Source organism: Gemmata palustris (genome assembly GCF_017939745.1).
GTDB classification, from domain to species: Bacteria; Planctomycetota; Planctomycetia; order Gemmatales; family Gemmataceae; genus Gemmata; species Gemmata palustris.
Genome location: NZ_JAGKQQ010000002.1, coordinates 20055 through 42300, shown reverse-complemented (window position 1 = coordinate 42300; position 22246 = coordinate 20055). Strand labels below are relative to the sequence as shown.

Here is a 22246-nt window from a genome sequence, read left to right as displayed (position 1 = left end):
CGACGGGGGGGGGCGGCCACCGTTCGGCTCAGGCCCGTGGGGATCGGGGTAGGGAGAACTCGTAGGAGAACAAGCTCAGCCCGCCGTTGACGAAGGCCCCCGGGCGCCCGCAGGTGTGCAATTGGCGGAACGCCTCGGCCCAATCTCGCGGCCGCAGCAAGTGAGACGCGCCGATGGCGAGTGATGTGATCGCCACGAACCACTCAACGGCGCGCTCCAATTGCCCCTCCGCGGCCGAGTTCAACAAAATGCTGCGGCAATGACCCCGGAAAGGCCGGCACCGATGAAGGCGATTGCGCCCAAACACCCTTTGGGTTTCATTTCTGGTTTCGCCGCTCTCAGCTTGTCCGTGTAGGACTGAAGATCCTCTCCGGTTTCCGTCCATTCGCAATCGCGGAACGGGACGTGTTTGCGGCACCCGCAGCAGAACGTCGCGTCGGCCATGTACATGTACGGGTTCTTGAGGTAGCTGCGGATGATCTCCTCGGGCATCCCGGTCGCCACCCCGCACTTCCGGTGAACGTACACTTGGGGCACGCCCGCGAGGTCGCCTTGCTCCTGGTCCTCATCGGGCAAGGTGGCGTAATCCGTTTGCTGCCCGTCGGGACGGGCCTTGCGGTGCGCGGCTTCGTGAGCCGGGAACTCGGCTCGGTCGATGTACTCATGGCAATAGGGGCAACGAACCTGTGCCATTCTGAGATCTCCGCGTCTGTGCTTGGATTCACGGCTTGGTGGGTTGTTACCACGTATTCTGACCCGCTTCCAGCCCCCACGACGCCAGCACCGCGGTCGGTTCGTGCCACTCGATGGCGCGGACGTGCGCCCAACCGAGCAGCTTGCGTGCGGCCTTTGTGCCAAGTCGGTGCGGGTCCGGGGTGATCCCCACGCGCCCCAAGTCTAACCGGTCCGCGTCCCAGCACGCCAGCAGCGTTCGATCGCCGTTTGTGCCACCCTCGGTATGGAGCCGGCACGCCTCGAACAACAGGTCGAAGCGGTCGTCGTCGAGGTGAACGAGTTCGCCGCGGAGTGATCGGGCGAGTTCCGCGCCGCGCAGCCCGTGACCGGTGTCGCGCTCCTCGTTGATTCGCCGCGCGTCGTGAAACAGAGCGAACAGGGTGACGATTTCCCGGTCGGCCCCGTTAATTTCGGTGATACGCAATCCGTTTTCCAACACCCGCGCCCAGTGGCCGACACCGTGGACCCCGCGCAGAGCGAGCGGGTAGCCGCTGAGAATCGCGTCCACGATCGCGGGTATGTCGTGCATTGTGCTGTGTTTTATGCGTGAGCGACAACTGAATTGAGTGGGTAATCAAAACCTTCGCGCGATCTCTTAGCCGGCTGGCGTTAAATTTGCTTCATGTGTCGATGAAGTGAGCCGTTCGATTGGGTCCAGGTTCGCGCCCGAGCTTCGGCCCCGCCCTCAGTCGCGTGTGCGCCCGCCTCAAATTCGCGTATCCGATTGGACTTCTTGCACATAGTGACTTACGGTTCAAACGGCAATTTCTCGGAACTCGCAACCGGTGCGGACCGTCCTCGCGCACCGGGACAGGTTATCAAACGTTATGAACTGGCTCCGCGAGCCCGATGGGGAACCGCTGCCCGGGTACCGACTCATCGAACCCATCGGTACCGGTGGGTTCGGTGAGGTGTGGAAGTGCGTCGCGCCCGGCGGCATCCACAAGGCGATCAAGTTCGTCTACGGCAACCTCAACGCCCTCGACGGCGACGACGCCCGCGCCGTGCAGGAACTGAAGGCGCTCGAGCGCGTCAAGCAGGTGCGGCACCCGTTCGTCGTGTCCATCGAGCAGATCCAGGACGTCGGTGGCGAACTCGTCATCGTGATGGAACTGGCCGATCGGAACCTGCACGAGTGCCTAGTCGAGTACCAGAGCGCCGGGCGCCCCGGCATCCCGCGCGACATCCTCCTGGGGTTCCTCGACGACGCGGCCATCGGGCTCGACCACCTGATCGAGAAGCACAACCTCCAGCACCTCGACGTGAAGCCGCGCAACCTGTTCATGGTCGCGGACCGCGTGAAGGTCGCGGACTTCGGGCTGGTGAAGCAGCTCGAGCGGTCCAGTTCGTCCGGGCTGATGGGGGGCGTCACGCCCATCTACGCGGCCCCGGAGACGTTCCAGAACAAGATCAGCAAGCACTCGGACCAGTACAGCCTCGCGATCGTGTACGTCGAACTGCTCACGGGCAAGCGCCCCTTTCCCGGGAAGAACATTCGGCAACTCGCGCTCCAGCACATGTCCGAACCGCCGGACCTGTCGATGCTCCCGGAGGGCGACCAGCCGGTGGTGGCCCGGGCACTGGCGAAGAACCCGGACGAGCGCTGGCCGAGTTGCACCGCGTTCGTTCGCGCGCTCGGTGGGGCACGGGACGCCAGTGGCAGTAGCGGCGGGGGCGAGGCCGGCAGCGGCGTGCGCGAGCCGGGCGCGTGGGCGCGGACCGGGCGCACCGTTCACGACGTGGAGCTGACGCCCTCGGTGTCGGCACCGGGCCGCGGGGCCGCGGCCGTGATGTCGGGGCCGGCACGCCCCCACTCCGCGCCGCAAGAGCACCCCGAGATCGACGAAGACCACCTGCTCGGGGTGACCGCGGCGCAAAAAGAAGTGGGCGTGCTGCGGCCGACCATTCTCATCGGCGTGGGCAGCTTCGGGCGCCGGGCGCTCCAAGAAATCCGGTGCCGGCTCACGGACCGCGTCGGCGATGTGGTTCAGGTGCCGTGCTTCCGCTTCCTCTACGTCGATTGCGACCCGGACGCGGCGACGAAGGCGGTGAGCGCGCCGCCCGACGTGGCGCTCGGGGCCGATGAGGTGTTCTCGGTGCCGCTGCAACCGGTCACGCAGTACCGGCGCCGGCAACTCGAACAGATCCTCGACTGGTTGCCGCGCGAGAAACTGTACGCGATCCCGCGGAGCCTGCGCGCGGGAGGGGCACGTGCGCTGGGGCGCCTCGCGTTCTGCGACAACTACCTGCGCTTCGTCACGCGGCTCCGGCGCGAGTTCCAGATCGCGACGCACCCGGAATCGCTCGCGCAGTCGTCCGACCAGACCGGGTTGACGGTCCGCGACAACACCCCGCAAGTGTACGTTTTCGCCAGCGCCAGCGGCGGGTCCGGCGGGATGCTCGTCGACTTGGGGTACGCGGTGCGCCGGGTGCTCGCGCGGGTGACGCCGACCGACGCCCCGGTGACCGCGTTCGTGTACGCGGCCGCGCCCGAAGACCCGAACTCGACGGACGCGGAACTCGCGAACCTGTACGCCGCGCTCACCGAGCTGAACCACTTCTCCGACCCGGAGGTGCCGTTCGTTGCGCACTACGGCGGCCCGGAGGGGCCGAAGGTCGAGAGCCGCGGGCTGCCGTTCACGTCCACGTACCTGATGCCGATGGCGGAGCGCAGCGCCGGTTCGTTCCGGGACTGTCTTTCGCACCTCGCGGGGTACGTGTCGCACGACATGACGACGCCCCTCGGCCCGGCGCTCGAGCAGCTCCGCTCCCGGCCCGTCGGGTTCGACCGGAGCCCGTTCCGCTCGTTCGGCACGTATGGCGTGTGGTTCCCGCGCGGGCTGCTCCTGCGGGCCGCGGCGCAGAAGATCTGCCTGCGGTTGCTCAAAGAGTGGAAGGTGGACGCGGACCCCACCGACCCGACGCCCGTGCAACAGGTCGTCGGGCACGCGGTCAACGATTCGCGCCTGAAGCCGGACGCGGTGCGGGCACAAATCGAACAGGAAGCGGTGCGCGGGCCGGACGGCGGACCCGGGGACCAGATCGAGCGCTGGCTGAGCGGGCTGGAGGCGCAGCTCGGCGCCACGACCCGCCGGCCCGACGCGGGCGCGTGGTCGCGCGCCGTGTGGGAGCAGGCCCGCGACCTGATCGGCACGCGGCCGACCGGCGAGCAGGACAGCACCGTGCGCCGCAGCCGCACCTCGAAACTGCTGGAAGAGGCGGTCAAGCGCGTCGCGGAGATGTGGGGGAACGAGTTCGCGGAGATCGTGCGGCCCCTCGAGGAGTTCCCGGGGCGCCGGTTGGGGGCGATCGGGACCGCGCTAAAGAAGCTCGCGGCCGCGTCCACTGAGTGGGCCGCCGCCGCCGCCGCCCGCGCCCAGCAGTTCGCGGTGAAAGCGCGCCAGGCGAAGAGCGACGTCCAGTCCGCACACGACGTGTGTCAGGCCGGGAGCGGGACGTTCAGTTTCTTCGGCGGGCGCACCGGGCGCAGCATGCGGCACTTCCTCGACCAGATCCGGGCGTTCGCGCACGTCCGGTTGCAAGAAGACCTGGCGGACGCCACCGCGAAGTTCTACCGCGCGCTCCGCGCCCGGATCGAGGACCGGCTCCGCGAACTCGCGTACTGCCGCACGCGGATGGAACTGCTCATCGACGTCATGGAGTCCCCGCTCGCGAACCTGCCCCCGTCGTCGGACACGCCGGTCGCGCTCTCCGAAGAGGCGCTCCAGCAGACGCTCCGGCCGACGAACACGCTCAACGTGGTGCTCCCCTCGGGCGAAACGCACATCGAGCGCTCGGCCAAGCGGGTCGTGAACTCGGTCAAACCGCAGGACGTGCTCCGCCTGGAGGTCGCGCTCCAGAAACTCGTGCTCGAACCGCGGGGCGGGCTGACCGCGCTGTGCCAACTGAACGCGGACATGAGCCGCACGCTGGTCGCGCCGATGGTCGAGCAGACCACGGCGTTCCTGAGTGACCTGCTGCCGGTGACGGACGTAACGGAAGTGGAAGTGTCCACGTCCCGGGCGCGAAACGTGGATCTGAGCACCCGGATTCACGATTACCACGCGCGCTCGGCCCCGCCGTGCGGGTCGGAGACCGGGGCACAAACGTTCGTGCTGGTCCCCGAAACGGAATCGGGTAACGCCTTTGCCGGGCTGGTCAAGAAGGCCGTTCCGAACGCGCTCACCATTGCGGTGAACGGCGCCGCGACGGACCTGATGTTCTGCCGCGAGCACGGGAACCTGTTGCCGGCCGAGGTCGCCGCGCTCCTGGCGGCGTGCCAGCCGGCGTACTACGAGGCCCTCGCGACCGCACAAACGTCTCCGCACTCGCGGTTCGATGTGACCGAATGGCTACCGCTTTCAGAATAGTTCTGGTCGCAGGTCGGTGGTGACCGCTGTGCTCGGGCTGAACTCTGGGGCGGTTCCGGGTTTCTCGTAGGGAGCGCGACCGCAAGGGAGCGGGGGACACTCCCGCTCCCTTGCGGTCGTTACATTGATCTCGAAACGAGGCTAACGTTCCGAAGTAATGGGGGGCAGTTCAGTGCTTTGGCTCGCTTCGGTATCTGGCCGGTGACCCGCAGAAATCGACATGGTTCCTTCGGCCACAGCCGCTGTGCTGAACGCGGGTGAAACGAGTTCTCGGAGCGGAGGCCCGCCTGCGGAAATCGGCGTGCGCCCCTCCGCGAGCGCGGCCGCCAAGAACGCATTGAAATCTTCCTCGTTCATTCACGCCCTCCACGTCGTGAGCCGTTCGGCCACTACTTCTTCAGTGTACTTTTCGCCGAATGTGGTAACGTTACACGCTGTAAAGCCGGCGCCTCACTCTGAGATGGGCTTTACGGCTTCTCTACCTCATCGTCCCACCGTTAGTCAGGTTTCAGGCTTCCTGTAACGAGCCGCGACCGTAAGAGGTCGGACGAGCCGCGACCGCCAGGGAGCGGGAGGCACCACCGCACTCAGGTGCTCTCGTGGTAACCCGAGGAGCCGCGCCCCGCTCCCTTGCGGTCGCGGCTCGTTTGCCCGCAACATACTCGTGGTGATTTCGGCGCCCACGCGCCCGCTCCCTTGCGGTCGCGGCTCGTCCGACCTCTTACGACGATCCCGAAACGAGACCGGTTAGCGACGAGGAAAAAGAGAAGGTCGAAGGCATCACTTGTTTGATGCCTTCGACCTTACGACTTGTGACATTACGGTCTGCGACTTTCGATCTACGCTCCCCCGAACGCCAACCCCGGCTTGGGCGGGGCTTCCGGCTTCGCGACCGGTTCGGGTTGAGGGGCGGGCGCCGGGGCCACCACCTTGGGCACCTCCGGGCGCAGTTCCGCGAGCGGCACCCCGGCCATCAGCTTCTCGACCTCCGATCGGTCGATCTCTTCGTGCATGAGCAGCGCGTCCGCGATCACGTCGAGTTTGTCGCGGTGGGTGCGCACGAGGTCCTGTGCCCGGGCCTCGGCGTCGATCAGGATGCGCTGGATCTCCTCGTCAATGAGCCGCGCCGTGCCCTCGCTGTACGCGCGCGATTCGACGATCTCCTTGCCCAAGAACACGTGCTCTTCGCCCTGCTGGTGGTACACCGGCCCGACGCGGTCACTCATGCCGAACTGCGTGACCATCACGCGCGCGATCCGCGTGGCCTGTTTCAGGTCGCCGACGGCCCCGGACAGCGGCTCGCCGAGCACGAGCTTGTCGGCCGCGCGCCCGCCCATCGTCATCACGAGCATCGCGGTCAGCTCGCTCTGCGAGTGGTCCACCCGGTCCTCGTCCTGGTGGAACATCGTGACGCCCCCCGTGCGCCCGCGCGGGATGATCGACACGCGGTCGAGGGCGTGCATCGCCGACGGCATGAGGAACGCGCAGAGCGCGTGCCCGGCCTCGTGGTACGCGGTGCGGCGCTTTTCGTCGTGCGAGAACGGTTCCTCGCGCTGGCTCCCGAGCCGCACGCGGTCGGCGGCTCGGTCGAAGTCCACTTGCTCGATCTTGTTCCGCCCGGCGCGGACCGCGAGCAGCGCGGCCTCGTTGCACAGGTTCTTCAGCTCGGCCCCGCTCATGCCCACCATGCTCCGGGCCACGCGCTCCAGGTCCGCCTGGTCGGAGAGCGGCTTGTTGCGCGTGTGAACCTTCAGGATCTCGAGCCGGCCCTTCCACGACTGGCGGTCCACGGTGATGTGCCGGTCGAAGCGCCCCGGGCGCAGCAGGGCCGCGTCGAGCACGTCCGGGCGGTTGGTCGCGGCCATCACGATGACCGTTTCCGTCGGCTGGAACCCGTCCATTTCGGACAGGATCTGGTTGAGCGTCTGCTCGCGCTCGTCGGACCCGCCGCCGTACCCGGCCCCGCGCATCCGGCCCACGGCGTCGATCTCGTCGATGAAGATCACGCACGGCGAGTGCTCCTTCGCGGTACGGAACATGTCGCGCACGCGGCTCGCCCCGACGCCCACGAACATCTGAATGAACTCGCTGCCGCTGATGGCGAAGAACGGCACGTTCGCTTCGCCGGCCACGGCCTTCGCGAGCAGCGTCTTCCCGGTTCCGGGCGGGCCGACGAGCAGCGCGCCCTTGGGCACCGTGGCCCCGATGCGGGTGAACTTGCCGGGCTCCTTCAGGTAATCGACCATCTCGTTCAGCTCGCGCTTGGCCGACTCCATCCCGGCCACGTCGTCGAACGTGATGCGCCCCTTGCCCTTCTCGTACCGCTTGGCCGGGCTGCGGATGTAGTTGTTGATGAACCCGCCGCCCATCGGGTCGCGCAGCTTCGGGAGGAAGAACACGACGAACACCGTGATGATGCCGCACACGATCAGGAGCTGCAGGAGCAGCGGCCCGAGCCACGGGGTCGGCTCCTCGCGCCGGTTGATGGTGACGCGCTCCGGTTCCGGCTGGTTCGCCTTCTTCAGGTCCTCGTGGTACTTCTGATCGGCCTTTTCGATGTCCGCAGTGAGCGCGCGCTGGTCGTTGGAGTGGGGCAGGAGCACCGCGAACCGGCCCGTCTTCCCGAGCTCGAGCTTCTTGGCGAGGTCGGAGTTCGCGTCGCGCACCTCGCCCTCGGCCCGGTCGGTGCCGACCAGGGTCACGGACTTCAGTTGGCCCGCGTCCATCAGGTCGCGGAACCGGGAGTAATCGATCTCGCGGTAGTTATTTTTGAACGCGAGGAACGCGAACGCGATGACTCCGAGCACGATGAGCGCGATCCACCCGCCGGGGAGCAGCGGGTTGGTCCGCTTGGGCGCGGGCTGGTTCGGTCCGCCGGGGGGCACGTTCGGGGACGAGTTGTCTGGTTGCTCGGCCATGTTTATGTCCTCGGTCGCGGGCCAAGTGGCCCGCGCGGGGCGACGATGTCGTTACGACCCCAGTAACCCCTTCGGAGTGGGCGTGGAGTGTGTAGACATTGTACGGGCGATTGGGTGTGGGAGGTGAACTCGAAGCGCGAGAGCCGATTTTGCGGCCCAATTCGCCCAGAGAGTCGCACGGATTTGTCTCATGACACGACCGCGGCCGGCGCCAGAAGCAGCGGTTTGCTTCTGGCGCCGGCCGCGGTCGCGTCGCAAAGTGAGTCGGCGCGGTCAGTTCTGGCCGCTGTCGGCCTTGGGTTCTTCCGGCTTCGGCTCCTCGGCTTTCGCTTCGGGGGGCGGTGCCGGTTTCGGCTCCTCGGCCTTCGGCGCTTCTTTGGGCGCTTCCGGCTCCGGCGGTTTGAAGAACGCGAGCAGTTCGCCGAAGGTGTTCAGCGCCGCTTTACCGGCCTTCTTTTCGGGCGTCAGGTTCGGCAGCGGTTTGGGCTTGCCCGGTTTCTTGGGCGGCTGGGGTTGAACCTGCTCCGCGGGCTGAGCACCGGCCGGCGGGTTAGTGTTCCCCGGCGCGTTCGGACCCGGACCGCGGTTGTTGAACCGTCCGCCCTGGCCCTGCCCCTGACCTTGTCGCGGTTGGAACCCGCCGCGTTGCGGGTACCCTCCCCGGTTCCCGCCGCGATCGTCGCGCGCCGGTTGCGGCGGGCGCTCGCGCTGGTCCTGTGGTTGCGGCGCGGGCCGATCGCCCCGGGGCCGGTCGCCGCGCGGCTCCCGCTGCTCGCGCTCGCGTGGGGGCGGGCCGTCCGCGCGCCCGCCGCGGGCCGGGCCGCCGCGCTCTTGCGGGCGCCGTTCCTGGCCCGGCGGGATCATCGACAGCGAGATCTTCTTCTCGCCGGCCTTCACGTCCATCACCCACACGGTGACGACGTCGCCGACCGAAACCACGTCGTAGGGGCTCTTGATGTAGCGGTTCGCCATCTGGCTGATGTGAACGAGCCCGCTCTCCTTCAGCCCGATGTCCACGAACGCCCCGAACGGCACCACGTTGAGCACGGTGCCCTTCAGCTCCATGCCCTGGGTGATGTCCTCGAGGCGCAGCACGCCCGTCTTGAAGATCGGCGGGGGCAGGTCCTCGCGCGGGTCGCGCCCGGGGCGCGCGAGCGCCGCGAACACGTCGTCGAGCGTCGGTTCGCCGACGTTCAGCCGGGCCGCGACTTCGGGCAGGTTCACGCCGTTCAGTTTGGCGCGGAGCTCTTCGACCTTCGACCGGTCGCGCAGGTCCGCGGGCGCGAACCCGAAGTCCGCGAGCACCTGGCGCGCGAGCGGGTAGCTTTCCGGGTGGATCCACGTGCTGTCGAGCGGGTCCGGGCCGTCGGGCAGTTTGAGGAACCCGGCGGCCTGGGTGAACCGCTTTTCGCCCAGCCCGGGCACCTGAAGGAGCTGCTCGCGGCTGGCGAACGGCCCCTGCTTCTCGCGGTAGGTGACGATCTCGCGCGCCACCAACTGGTTCAACCCGGACACGTGGCGCAGGAGCGGCACGCTCGCGGTGTTCAGCTCGACGCCTACTTGGTTCACGCTCGACTCGATCACGCCCTCGAGCGATTCCTTCAGGAACTTCGGCTTCACGTCGTGCTGGTACAGCCCGACGCCGATGTGCTGCGGGTCGATCTTCACCAGTTCCGCGAGCGGGTCCTGGAGCCGGCGCCCGATGCTGATGGTGCCGCGCGTGGTCGCGTCGAGGTCGGGGAACTCTTCGCGGGCCACCGGGCTGGCCGAGTAGTCGCTCGCGCCGGCTTCGATGACGATCACATAAGCGAGGTCTTCCGGGGCGTCCGATAGCCCCTCGAGCGAGATCGGGGGCGGCGGGGGAACCGCGGGCGCGGCAGGCGCGACGGGCACCGACGCGGACGCGGGTTCGCCGGTCGTCAGCGTCTCGCCGGCGGCCGGCGCGGCTTCGGCGTGCGTGGTGGTCGTTTCGGCCGGGACGAGGGCGGTCGGCGCTTCGGACGAGAGCGTAACGGCTTCCGTTGATACCGCGGGCGCTTCGGAATCGAGCGTCGTCGCCGCGGGCGCGGCCGTCACGACCGGCGCGAGCACGGGTTCGTGGGCGACCGGGGGCGGCGCGGCGGGCGCTTCGGGGGCCAGCGTGGACGCTTGCGGCGCGTCCGGCACGGGGTTCAGGCGCCGGTGCGCGAGGTCCGAGATCAGGTCCGCGACGAGCTGTTCCGTGTCGCGGCACCCGGTCCCGTTGCCGATCGCGATGACGGAGAGCTGGTGCTTGCGGACGAGCTGCTCCATCTTCCGCTTGGCGTCGGTCGCGTTCTTCTTCTGGCCGTGCGGGTAGATCACCGCGTCTTCGAGCAACTTGCCGGTCTCGTCCAGCACCGCGAGCTTGCACCCGGTGCGGATGCCCGGGTCCACGGCGAGCACCTTGCGGCCGCGGAGCGGCGGCTGCAGCAGCAGGCTGCGGAGGTTCTTCGCGAACACCATGACCGCGTGCTCCTGGGCGCGGTCGGTGAGCTCGCGGCGGATCTCGCGCTCGAGGCTCGGCTTCAGCAGGCGCTCGAGCGCGTCCTTGGCGACCTCGAGCATCAGCCCGCGGTGCGGGTGGTCCGCGAGCCCCAGGTGGTAGGTCGTGATCTCCAGGCCCATTGCCGGGTCGGTGTCGATGCGGACCTTCAGGACGCCGGCCTTCTCGCCGCGGTTGATCGCGAGCACGCGGTGCGGCGGGATGTCCTTGACCGGTTCGCGGAAGTCGAAGTACGGCTCGTACTCTTTGCCCTTACTCTCCGGGACGCTCTCGCCCCGGACGGAGACGAGGACGCCGGTGTCCCACGAGAACGCGCGGAGCGGCCCGCGCACTTCGGCGAAGTCGGCGATCGTGTCGGCGAGGATGTTCCGCACCCCGGCCATCACGTCGTCGGTGTTCAGCAGCCACTTGTCCGGGTCCACCAGCCCCTGAACGACCTCGTCCAGCTTGTCGACGGCCGGGTCGCGGTTGAAGATCGCCTCGGCGAGCGGCCCCAGGCCCTTTTCGCGGGCCTCGGTCGCGAGCGACTTCTTCTTGGGCTTGAACGGCAGGTACAGGTCTTCGAGGCGCTTGGGGGACTCGGCCGCGAGGAGGGCCTGGGTGAGCGCGTCGTTCAACTTCCCCTGGAACGCGATGCTCTTCAGGATCGTGCGCTTGCGGTCGGTGAGGCCCCGCAGGTTCGTGACGCGGTCCTGGATGCGGCGGATGACGTCTTCGTTCAGCCCGCCGGTGCGCTCCTTGCGGTAGCGCGTGATGAACGGGACCGTGTTCTCGTCGTCGAGCAGTTGGACGACGGCCTCGACCTGCGCCTTGCGGATCTGCAGGTCCTGCGCGATGCGCGAGAGGTCGTGCGGTTGCGGGGCCGGCGGCACGTCCGGCACCGGCTGAGCGGGCAGGGCCGGTTCGCGGTGCGCGGGCGGCGGGGCCGCGGGGGCCGTGCCTTCGCCCACCGGCTCCGCGGGCGCGGCGCTCTCGACCGCCGGCGCCGCAGCGCTCTCGGCCGGCGGACCCGGCTCGGGTTCGGTCGGTTGCGCCGGGGCGACGTCGGTGGCGGGGGCAGAAGAATCGGCGGGCACGTTGGTCGTCGGGTCGGACGGGGTCATGTTGCGAGCGTCCTGGGGACAGCGGGGCGGCTCCGGCAGCCGGAGTCGAGACGGTCCAATGGCCGTGTGGGTTCGCGCGACCGGCCGGGCGCGCCTGAAGAGGCGTTCAGATGGTCATGATTACGGGCCGGTTCGCGGGGCGTCAAGGAAACAAGCGTTATCAAAGCGCCGCGGGGCGCGCGTATTCGCGCCCCGCGGCATTCGCCCCGACGCCCGTCAGACGCTCCCGAGCAGGTCCGCGAGGACGTTGTTTTTGGGGTAACTGTGGCCCAGGTGCTGGCGGTAACCCTCGGCGAAGGGGACGCCCGCGTGCGCGCCTTGTGCCGCGCCCCATTCCCGCATCGAGTCCACCAGATTGTCCACCCCGTGGTGCGCCCGCAACCACGCGCGCTGGCTCTCGTGGCACTCCAGCATCCGCGCCTTGTCCGCGATCACCGCACTGATGTCGATGCGGAACCCGGGCACGATCGGGCGCCCGAAGGCGTCGCTCCCCTCGAGCGGGTCGCAGTAAAAGAGGTGCGGGATGTGCGCGACCGGCGGGTGCAAGTGGCGCCCGTGCAGGAAGTTCGGGATCGGGGCCGCGAACGTCGCCGCGCGCACGATTTTGCTCGTCTGCTCGTGGTCCAGGTGGTAGTCGTCCGGGCTGTGCGTGAACACCACTTGTGCCGCGACCGCGTTGACGAGCCGCGTGACTTTTTCGAGCGCGTTTTCGGAGTAAATCACCCGCAGGTCGCGCTCCTCGAGGCAGTGGTAAATCGCGCCGATGGCTTCGGCCGCGGCTTTGCCCTCCGCGCGCCGGATGCGCGCGATCTCGTCCGGCCCGTGCTCGGCGGACCCGCAGTCGCCGGGGGTCATGGTCGCGACGTGAATCGCCCAGCCGTGTTCTTTCTTCAAGCGGGCGAGCGTGCCGGCGCAGAGGAACTCTGCGTCGTCGGGGTGCGCGAGGACGCAGAGAGCGGTACGGTTCATGTGCGGTGCGGTCGCGGGTGAAGGGACGGTGAGGAGGGTGTTGTACGAACCGTGGGCCGCGGAGGTGTCCCCGCGGCCCGGTCGGTGCTTTTTGTGTTGTCGAATCTGCCGTCGAGCCGGCCGGGCCTACTGGCCCGGGGGGAGCGGGACCGGGGGGGGACCGCCACCCGGACCACCCGGACCACCCGCGCCGGGCGGTGCGGTCGCTTGCGGCTTGCGCGACACACCTTGCTTCACGCGCACGGACTCTTTCAGCCCCTCGGCCACCCACGCGAGCCGGTCGGGCGCGAGCGAGCCAACAAACGGCGAGGAGAAGTCCGCGTCGGAGACGTTCTCAACGATGTACCACTTGAGTTCCTCGCGGTTCGTGTTGGTCCACAGCGGGTCGGGGACCGCCACCTGCCCCGGGGCGAGCGCTTCGGTCTGGAACGGGAGCGTCAGGAACGGGATCACCCCCTGTGCCCCGTGGACCAGTTCGTTGGCCCGCTTGCGGACCCGCTCGTCGTCCTGCACCAGGAGGCGCTGGTACGCCAGCTCGAACTCGAACGTCTCCTCTTCGGTCCGGTCGGACCGCTCCGGCCGGTGGAAGTCCTTGTTGGCGACGAGCACCTGCTTCCACAGCTCCAACCCCTCCTTGTAGAGCCGGATGGCGAGCGGCGGGTTGCTGATCTTGCGGGCCTGCTCCGCCTTCCAGAGGGTCTTGCGGGCCTGCACGGTCAGGGGCTTCGCTTCCGCTTGCGAGGACGCGAGGAAGAACGGGAAGTTCGTGACGCTCCGGTTCGTGCCGTAATACTCCAGCGCGACCTTGGCCAGGTACCGCTCCCGGATCACCGGGTCGGCGAGCTGTTCCGGGGTCGGGTCGTTGGGAACGGACCCGGGGTCGCCCCGGCGGTTCTCCAGGGTCTCCTTGCGGCCCTGACCGAAGATCAGGCCGTAGTCCCGGCCGTGGCGGTCCCACATCTCGGCCGCCTGGCGCCACTCCTCGAGCGACCAGGCGCGGCCCGTGCCGACCACCACGGGCCGGGGCCGGGTCGGGCGGTCCGGGTTGTTCGGGAACCACCACTTCGACGGCTGGTCGCTCGGGTCGTCGATCAGCCACCCCTCGTCGTCGAACCAGCCCTCTTTCTGCTCCATTTCCGCCTGGTAGCTCTGCGCGCGCGGCGCGCCCTGGCGGAAGATCACCATCATGGGGAGCCGCGGGACGCGGTGCTTCGCCGGGTCGTGGTCGAAGGTGCCCGGGGGCGGGGTGGGGCCGGGGACCGGGATGCCCTGGGCGTCCTTCATCGGCGGCGGGAGCAGCAGGAGCGAGTAGCTGAACCAGGCGCGCGCGGCCTTGTACCCGCTGAAGTACCCGAGCCCCGGGGCGCGGTCGTCGGCCGTCCCGGACGCCGGGTGCGCCTCGTCCGGCCCCTCGTTGAACTGCGGCGGGAGGGCCGGGAACTGGTTCTCCGGTTCCGCCAGGTCGTCGGTCGGTTCCTTCAGGAAGTTGGCCCGGTACCGGGACGGGACCTCCCAGTTGGTCCGCAGGAACTCCACGACCTCTTTCGGCGTGCCGCGGCGCAGCTTCTCCTTCGCGCGCTTGTCCGTGTACCGCAGGTCGTCCCCGCGGATGCGGCGCACGAAGTGCGGGTGCTTCTCGCAGAACTCCTGGAACTTGGCCTCGTTGACCTTGCCGGTTTCCGGGTCCTCGAACTGTTTGGGGTTCCGCTGGCTCGGCGGGATGCAGCTCAGGTCGAACAGGCACCGCAGGGTCTCGACCTGGTCGGACACGCCGAACTTGTTCTGGTAGTAGAACGCGATCTGGTACCGCATGTCCGGCGAGCGCTTGTTGTGGCGCTCGCCCTCCGCGAGCAACTGGATGCCGCGGACGATGTAGAAGTACATGTCGCCGCTGCCGTGCATCTCGACCGACACGTTGTACGCGATGTTCCAGCTCTGGAAGATCCACGGCGTGATGAAGTTCGGTTGCAGCTTGGTGACCATCATCACGCGCTGCTCGAACTCGTGGAAGTCGTTGCGCTTCTGCTTGTCGATGGCCGACAGCCACAGCGCGGTGACCGCGACCCCGCGGCTCCCGGTGAGGGTGAGGCGCAGCGCGCTGCCGGTGATCTCGGCCTCGCCCTCCTGGGGGTCGAGTTCCCACACCTCGAGCTTCTCGGCCTGGGTCTTGATGGTGTGGTTCGCGGCCCAGCGGAACGGCCCGCTCGCGCCGCTGAGCGGGACCGGGAGCGCGCCCCGCCAGACCATGCTGACCGTGAACAGCACGAGGATCGCGCCGATGTACGTCGCCTTGCGGACGATCGCGGCTCGTTGCAGGGGGTTCATAGTCGTGTTCGGTGTTCGGTGTTCGGTGTTCGGAACCCAGGGCCCAGTGTTCGGCAGCGGTCGCCCCGACCGCTGCCGAACACCGAACGCGCCTTACGCGGCCACTTCGCGGGACTTCATCAGGTAGTACGCCAGGATCGCCCAGGGGATCAGGTACCCGAAGGTGACGAGGACGTTCACCACCAGGTACTCGGTGCTGATGTTGAACCCCTCGGAGACGAAGTGCCCCCAACTGAACGAGTCGATGTCCGGGATCACGTTCTGGATGCGGCGGAACAGCCACGCGGCGAACTTGTCGGCGAGCATGAGCGTCCGCGCGGAGGCGGTGTCGGACACCGGGGTCGTGGACTGCTCGGCCTTCACGATCTGCGCCATGCTCTGGAACGGGCCGCCGATGTTCCGGCCCGTGGCCAGGTCGTTCAGGTGGTCGGTGAAGAACCCGGTGATGTAGATGAGCCCGGTGGCCAGGAACGCGAGGATGCCGCTCAGGTACGTGCTGGCCGCGACCGCGACCCCGATCACGAGGCACAGGCGGCACCACAGCCCCACCATGCCCTTGAAGAAGTTGACCGCGTAGGGCATCTCGTTCTGGAGCAGGTACAGGTCCGGCTCGGCCATGCCCAGGAGCTGCCCCTCGCTCTCGCACTTCACGAGGATCGAGAGGCGCGGGAGCGGCTGGCCCCTCTCGTCCTTGCCCGGCTGGGCCTTCGGGTTGTTCGCGTTGCGGAACAGCCCGGCGGGGACCTCGATCCCCATGACGGCGTAGTCGAAGACCGGCTTGCCCTTGTACTCGAAGAACCCGAACTCCTCGGCGAGCTCGTTCACCTTGGCCCACGCCGGGTCGCCCGGGGCGGCCCGGTCGATCTGGAACCCCTGGCGCCGGAACTCCTCGGCGCGGGCGAGGTACTGGTCCCGGCGGGCCGTGTCCACCCACTGCCACTCGGCCCCCTCGTCCTTGGTCGGCTGGCGCAGCGGGGCGTTCTGGGTGACGAACGTGAAGTTGACCATCACGCCCTTGTCCTGCTCGCCCTTGGTCATGCGGAACACGTCGAAGGTGAACTCGACGGGCACCTTGTCGCCCTGGGCGTGCTCCATTTCGCCCGGCACCGCCGCGAACTTCCAGATGGCCCGCTGGGGCGACTTCTCGTGCCCGGCGATGTACCGGCGGTAGTCGAACTCGCGGCCCACGTTGGTGCCGTCGAAGTCCTTCTTTTCCTGCCGGTCCTCGGCCCGCATGCTCTTGAACTCGAGCTTCCCGCGGTGCGGCACCCGGGCCTTGTACGTTTCCTCCCGGGCCTTTTCCGAGATCGCCGTGTTGGTAATGAGCACGACGCTCACGCCGGTCAGGGCGAAGAGCACGAGCGTCATGAGGGCCGAGTACCCGATGAACCGGCCGAGCACGATCTCGAACCGCTCCACGGGCTTCGACACGACGGTGAAGATGTTCAGGTTCTTGATGTCGTCGGGGATGCCGAACCCGGCGAGCAGCCCGGCCGGGACCAGCACCAGGACGCTCAACACGACCGTGAGGAACATGGTCGTCGTGCGCAACTCGTCGGCCGCTTTGACCTGCACGAACCACTGCACCGGGAACAAGAACGGCAACAGGATGATGAGGAACACCCAGAGCAACTGGCGCCGGACGGCTTCCTTGAAGCTCAGTTTCGCGATCGCCCACACCGGGCCTTCCGCCTCGAACAGCATGAGCAGCGCGAGGGCCGCGAGAAACACGCCCGCGCTCACGGCGAGGAGCCACGTCCAGATGCCCGTGAGGCGCGGGACCCCGATGGCGAACAGCAGCACGCCGACCACCGCGTACAGCCCGAGCGCCCCGGCCAGCGCGATGGCGCGGTTGCGGGTGAGCAGTTCGGCGGAGTACGTGCTGAGGGTGCCGCCGAAGCGCCGCGCGCCGGAGGTGTTGAACGAGACGTTGCGCCGGAGGATCTTGAACAGGTCGCGTGCGAACGGCTCACCGAGCCCGAGCAGGGCGAACAGCCCCGCGACCATGAGGACCATCGGCTGCAGCTCGCGGTGCCACGCGGGCGGGTCGATCCGCACCGCCTCGCCCGGCTGCGGGACCGGGGCCGGGGGCAGCGCGCCGCGGTTCAGGAATATCAGCACGCCCAGGGCCACGTAGCAGACGAGGCTGATGGCGCCCATCAGCAGCATCCACTTCGACACCGGCACGCGGAGCCGCTCGGACTCGGACTTGTCCGTGGGCGTGGTCAGGGCGTAGATGAGGTACACGACGAGCCCGACGGCCGCGAACCCGCCCGCGTCCTGGAGCCACGCCTGGAGCAGCCCGGCCACTTGTGCGTACCCGTAGGGGTCGCCCCGGTCCAGTTGCAGAATGCCGAACAGCGCCGACGACATCGGGGGAGCCCTTGAGAACTCTTGAGTACCGGGGGGATGGCCCCCGGCTACAGACCGGTGACCCCCGAAGGGGTCGGAAGAGTGCAAAACAACGGGGTGCGAATCGTTGCGGTCGCGTCGGGACCATCTCGACCCGGTTCCGGCTATCGCTTCTTCTTGTTCTTCTTGCCCTGGTTTTGGTGCTGCTGTTGTTGCGCCGGTGCGGGCGGGGGCGATGCCGGGGCCGCCGGCGCGGTCGCGGTCACCGGCGGAGCGGAAGCCGGAGGGACCGCGGTATTACGGGTCGCCTCTTCGGGCGGCAGGTAGCGCCGACCGGGGCGGGCACGCGACTCTTCGATGACCCGCAAGAACAGCTCTTCCAGCGTGCTGGACGGGTGCCCGACCGTTTCCATCGAGCCGCCGTGCTTCTTGAACACGGCTTCCAGGTCCGCCCGCAGTTCCGGCGACTCCTTGACCCCGCTGGCGCGCACTTCGAGCCGCACCGCGTCCTCGACGAGCGTGGACACCTTGCCGAGCGTTTGCAAGTCGCCGTTGTACAGAATCGCGATCCGCCCGCACACGTCCTGCACGTCCTCGAGGCGGTGCGAGCACATCAGGACGGTCTTGCCCTTCGCCTTCAGGTCGAGGATCAGGTCCTTCATCCACCGGGTGCCGAGCGGGTCGAGGCCGGACGTGGGTTCGTCGAGGATCACGAGGTCCGGGTCGTTGATGAGCGCCTGGGCCAGCCCGATGCGCTGCCGCATGCCCTTCGAGTATTCCTTCAGGATGCGCTTCTTGTCCGCGCCCAGCCCGACGCGCTCGATGAGTTCGGCCGCCCGGCGCTTGCGGGTGTCCGGGTCGATGTTGAAGAGCCGGCCGTAGAAATCGAGCGTCTCTTCGGCGTTGAGGAACCGGTACAGGTAGGATTCTTCCGGCAGGTAGCCGATGCGCTCGTTCTTCTCGACCTTCGCGGCCGGTTCGCCAAACACGAAGGCGTCGCCGCTCGTGGGGAACAGCAGCCCGAGGAGCAGCTTGATGGTGGTGGTTTTGCCGGACCCGTTGGGCCCGAGGAGGCCGAAGATTTCGCCCTTGTGGATCTTGAGGTCGAGGGCGTTGAGCGCGGTCTTTTTCTTGCGACCCCAGAAGTCGCGGTACACTTTCGTGAGGCTGCGGGTTTCAACGACGAGGTCTTCGGCCATTACGCGATCTCCGGAGCCGACCCAGGCTTGAAGGGCGGCGCGAACCGATACGGGGTGCCAAGTGTGTTACGCACCGGCCCGCAGACCGGTTCGCGGGATATGCTAGGAACCCGCCGACCGGCGGCGAGCGGCATCCGTCGCGATACGCCCCCAATACCGGCGGGAACCCGGAGCGATCCCGATTTGTTGAGTTTGGCGTTTCGATGAAGGACCGGGGCTCGGCGAACCGTGCGCGGCCGTTCCGGGGCGGACCCGACCCGCGCGGCACGGGGCCGATCACCAGAATTTCCACCACGGTCGGCGCGGTACTGCTTCGGGTTCGGGTTCTTCGTAGATGAGCCCTACAAGCATCCCATCGTTAGGTGGATACAGTTCCGAGAGCATGTCATCAAGTGCTTGGCGCCTGGGCATCAGGTCGCCGGGGTAGCGTAACACGTCGAGTTGGACCGCGACGCAGTGCCCCAGGCGCGCGCGATCCTGCGCTTCCGGTAGAGTGTGGCAGTAATACACATTTTTTTGACAGGCGCTACAGTGCCGAACCGCCGGATCGTTGATGACCTTCAGGCTTTCCCACCGTTTGGGGCACTTGAACTGGAACACGGCCTCGCAGTTTTCGATTTTCGGCCGGTCGAAGACCGCGACCCAATTCGGATCGAGCGCGGTGCGGAGTTCCCGGAGCCGTGCTTCCACGGTGTACCACTCCGGGTCCGTGTTGCGGAGCTGTCCGCGGCGCACTTCCAGTCTGAGAAACTCGGCGTGGAGCGGGTTGTCGTGTTCGTCGAGCCAGTCGGCGTAGACGAGCCACGCGGTCAGTTCGGACGGGTTCGCCAGGATGGTCCGAATGAACGCTTTGTCCTCGAGCGTGAACATGCGCGGAACTCCGAGTACACTCGTGTTCGCTCTCCAGCATACCACGAGGCCCGCCATGAACCCAACACGACGCGACGCACTCGCTTCGGCTCTCGCCTTAACGGTCGGCTCCTCAACCGCAACAGCCCGAGCCGAAGAACCCAAACTCGCGCTCGCGACGTTCGACACGGAAGTGACTATTCCCATCGGGCACCCGTGTATGGGGGGCGGAATCGCACCGGCGAAGGAAATCGTCGATCCGCTGCTCGCGCACGGGTTCGTGCTGAGTGGGGCCGGGAAACCGGTGGTGTTCGTGGCGCTCGATTGGTGCGAAATTCGGAACGGGGCTTACGACCTTTTTCGTGACAAGATCGCAAAGGCCGTGGGTACCGAACCGGTCCGCGTGATGCTCTGCGCGCTGCACCAGCACGATGCGCCCATCGTTGATCTCGAGGCACAGCAGTTACTCGAAAAGCACAAGGCCAAAGGCGCGATCTGTGAACTCGCGTTTTTGGAAAAAGCCGTTTCGCGCGTCGCTGATGCGGCGAAGGCGTGTCTGAAGAGCGCGAAACCGGTGACGCACATCGGGACGGGTGAGGCGAAGGTGGAGAAGGTCGCGTCGAACCGGCGCTACCTTGATGAGAACGGCAAGGTGCAGTACAACCGCATGTCGGCGAGCCGCGATCCCAAAGTGCGCGCGGGCGAAGAGGGCACCATCGACCCGCTCCTGAAGACGATCAGCTTCTGGACCGGCGACACACCGCTGTGCGGGCTCTCGGCCTATGCGACGCACCCGATGAGCTTTTACGGCCGGGGCGGTGTGACGGCGGACTTCGTCGGGATGGCGCGCAAAAGGCGCCAGGCCGACACGCCGGGCGTGTTCCAGGTGTACGCGAGCGGGTGCGGTGGGAACGTGACCGCGGGCAAGTACAACGACGGTGATCCGGCCAACCGCGAAGCACTCGCCGAGCGCATTTATTCCGCGATGACCGCGGCGTGGAAGGCAACGAAGAAGACCGCGGTGAAAGATGTGACGTTCCGCTCTGCGTCGCTCGCGCTGGAAGCACGCACATCCGACGGGTTCTCGGAAGAGGCACTGATGAAGCGCCTGAAGGACGATCCGAAACCGTTCGGGCAGTGCCTTGCTGCGCTCGGCTTGAGTTGGAAGAAGCGCTGCGACGCCGGCAAGCCGATCGACCTGCCCGTGCTCGATTTCGGTGGCGCGGTGATCGCACTGTTGCCGGCCGAGAGTTACGTCGAGTTCCAACTCGCCGCACAGAAAGCCCGGCCCGATGCGTTCGTACTGGTCGCGGGCTACGGGGAGTGCGGACCGGGGTACATTCCGATCGAACGCGCCTGGAAGGAAAACGACGGTAATTTGAGTGACTGGTGCTGGGTGAACCCGGGCAGCGAAAAGCGGATGAACGAGGCGATTGCAAAGGCTCTGAAGAAATGAGGGCGCGCGGCAGAGGGATTCAATCTCTCGTTTACAGCCGACCACACGAGAAAAATCCATGAAGATTGTTCGCATCGAAGCGATCCCGGTGTGCGTGCCGCTGAAGAAGGGCATGACCGCGAAGACCGCACACGGGGAGCACGTCACATCGCCCTACGTGATCGTGAAGGTTCGCACGGATGCGGGGATCGTGGGACTCGGCGAAGCGACCATTTCCGGGCTGTGGTCCGGTGAGACGCAGCGCGGGACGGTCGCGGTCATTGAGGAATACATCGCGCCGCAACTCGTCGGCAAAGACCCGCGCGACATCACCGCCGCGCGCCGGGCGATGGACTTCATCATCAAGCTGAACCCGTTCACGAAGTCCGCGGTGGAGATGGCCCTGTGGGACATCGCGGGCAAGTCCGCGAACGTCCCCGTGTACCAGCTTCTGGGTGGGAAGGTACGCGACCGCGTGCGCATCAAACTTGTCGTGTGGGCACGCGACGTTCCCGGTTCGCGGGCGATGGCGGAACAGCACCTCGCGCTCGGCGTGACGTGTGTGAAGGTGAAGACCGGGCTCGACCCGGAAACCGACATCGCTCGGGTGCGAGCGGTGCGCGAAGTGACCCCGCGCCACATTCCGGTTACGATCGATTCCAATTGCGGTTGGACGATTCAGCAGGCGAAATACTGCCTACGTGCGCTCGCGGACATCGATCTCCTGCTCGCGGAACAGCCCATTCCCGCGGGCGACCCTGCGGCACTTGCTGAACTCCGGCGCGATACGGTCACGCCCATTATGGCGGACGAGAGCGTGTTCACGCTTCAGGATGCCTGGTTACTGAGCGTTCACCGCGCCGCGGACGTCTTCAGCGTGTACCCGGGCAAGCACGGCGGGATCGCGGGCACGGCCGAGATCATCGCGGTCGCGAAGGCGGCCGGGCTCCGCTGCACGATCGGGAGCAACCTGGAACTCGGCATCGGCACCGCGGCAATGCTGCACGTCGCGGCCGCGTTCCCGGAAGTCGATTGCGACACGTTCCCGGCCGACACCATCGGCCCGTTCTACCACGACGGCGAAATCATCACGCGCCCGCTCGACCTCGGCCCACCTTACGCGAAGATTCCGGACGGTCCGGGGCTCGGCGTCGAACTCGACGAAGCGGCCCTCGCCCGGTTCCGCGTCGGCTGATGGGCTTCGCTGCGGTGCGTTGAATGTGTGTGGCTGCTTGTGGCACAGGCCAGAGCCGTAATTGCCACGCTAAAGGCAACCCGCCACTTCAATTGCGAATGACTCCGGGAAGCAAGCACAGTGCTTGTTTTCGGGGGTGGTGGAGGTTACGGTGTTGGTAACCTTTGGTGGTCTAGCTCGCTGCTTTGCAGCAGGGCGATGTTGCGTCGCCCGAGCGAATACCGCCACACTCGTCTCGGGGAAGGCTGTTCCAGCACCGCTTTCGGTGCGCA

12 protein-coding genes are annotated in these 22246 nt (G+C 67.4%); 3 read left to right on the top strand and 9 right to left on the bottom strand.

The window, feature by feature from the left end:
- Positions 1–240 precede the first annotated feature (240 nt).
- Positions 241–693 carry a hypothetical protein gene (locus J8F10_RS34710; protein ID WP_210662446.1) on the bottom strand — a complete coding sequence of 151 codons (453 nt, stop codon included), beginning with the start codon at positions 691–693 and terminating at the stop codon, positions 241–243.
- A gap of 46 nt (positions 694–739) precedes the next feature.
- Positions 740–1264, bottom strand: a complete 525-nt coding sequence (locus tag J8F10_RS34705; RefSeq protein ID WP_210662444.1) for a hypothetical protein — start codon at positions 1262–1264, stop codon at positions 740–742.
- A 298-nt stretch (positions 1265–1562) separates the two neighbouring features.
- Between J8F10_RS34705 and J8F10_RS34700 the strand changes: the two genes are divergently transcribed.
- On the top strand, positions 1563–5105 hold the full coding sequence (locus J8F10_RS34700) for a tubulin-like doman-containing protein (protein ID WP_210662442.1): 3543 nt from the start codon (positions 1563–1565) through the stop codon (positions 5103–5105).
- Between the two features lie 839 nt (positions 5106–5944).
- Here J8F10_RS34700 and ftsH read toward each other — a convergent pair.
- From ftsH to J8F10_RS34665, 7 genes are all read right to left on the bottom strand, one after another.
- A complete protein-coding gene (gene ftsH, locus J8F10_RS34695) occupies positions 5945–8023 on the bottom strand; it encodes an ATP-dependent zinc metalloprotease FtsH (protein ID WP_210662439.1) in 2079 nt (692 codons plus the stop codon).
- A gap of 273 nt (positions 8024–8296) precedes the next feature.
- On the bottom strand, positions 8297–11650 hold the full coding sequence (locus J8F10_RS34690) for a Tex-like N-terminal domain-containing protein (protein ID WP_210662437.1): 3354 nt from the start codon (positions 11648–11650) through the stop codon (positions 8297–8299).
- A 216-nt stretch (positions 11651–11866) separates the two neighbouring features.
- Positions 11867–12619 (bottom strand): PIG-L deacetylase family protein, encoded by a 753-nt coding sequence (locus J8F10_RS34685; protein WP_210662434.1) that lies wholly within the window; start codon positions 12617–12619, stop codon positions 11867–11869.
- A gap of 126 nt (positions 12620–12745) precedes the next feature.
- Complete coding sequence (locus J8F10_RS34680) at positions 12746–14944, bottom strand: hypothetical protein (RefSeq protein WP_210662432.1); 2199 nt, start codon at positions 14942–14944, stop codon at positions 12746–12748.
- Between the two features lie 93 nt (positions 14945–15037).
- Entirely contained in the window at positions 15038–17317 is a 2280-nt protein-coding gene (locus J8F10_RS34675) for an ABC transporter permease (RefSeq protein WP_210662431.1), read from the bottom strand.
- 143 nt (positions 17318–17460) lie between these two features.
- Positions 17461–18495, bottom strand: a complete 1035-nt coding sequence (locus tag J8F10_RS34670) for an ABC transporter ATP-binding protein (RefSeq protein ID WP_246524713.1) — start codon at positions 18493–18495, stop codon at positions 17461–17463.
- Positions 18496–18771: 276 nt separating this feature from the next.
- The gene (locus J8F10_RS34665; protein WP_210662429.1) at positions 18772–19365 is read right to left on the bottom strand and encodes a TIGR02996 domain-containing protein; all 594 of its coding nucleotides are present in this window, start codon (positions 19363–19365) and stop codon (positions 18772–18774) included.
- Positions 19366–19420: 55 nt separating this feature from the next.
- Here J8F10_RS34665 and J8F10_RS34660 point away from each other — a divergent pair, with 55 nt between their 5' ends.
- Entirely contained in the window at positions 19421–20800 is a 1380-nt protein-coding gene (locus J8F10_RS34660; protein ID WP_210662427.1) for a hypothetical protein, read from the top strand.
- Between the two features lie 58 nt (positions 20801–20858).
- Positions 20859–21974 (top strand): mandelate racemase/muconate lactonizing enzyme family protein, encoded by a 1116-nt coding sequence (locus tag J8F10_RS34655; RefSeq protein WP_210662424.1) that lies wholly within the window; start codon positions 20859–20861, stop codon positions 21972–21974.
- Positions 21975–22246: the final 272 nt, after the last annotated feature.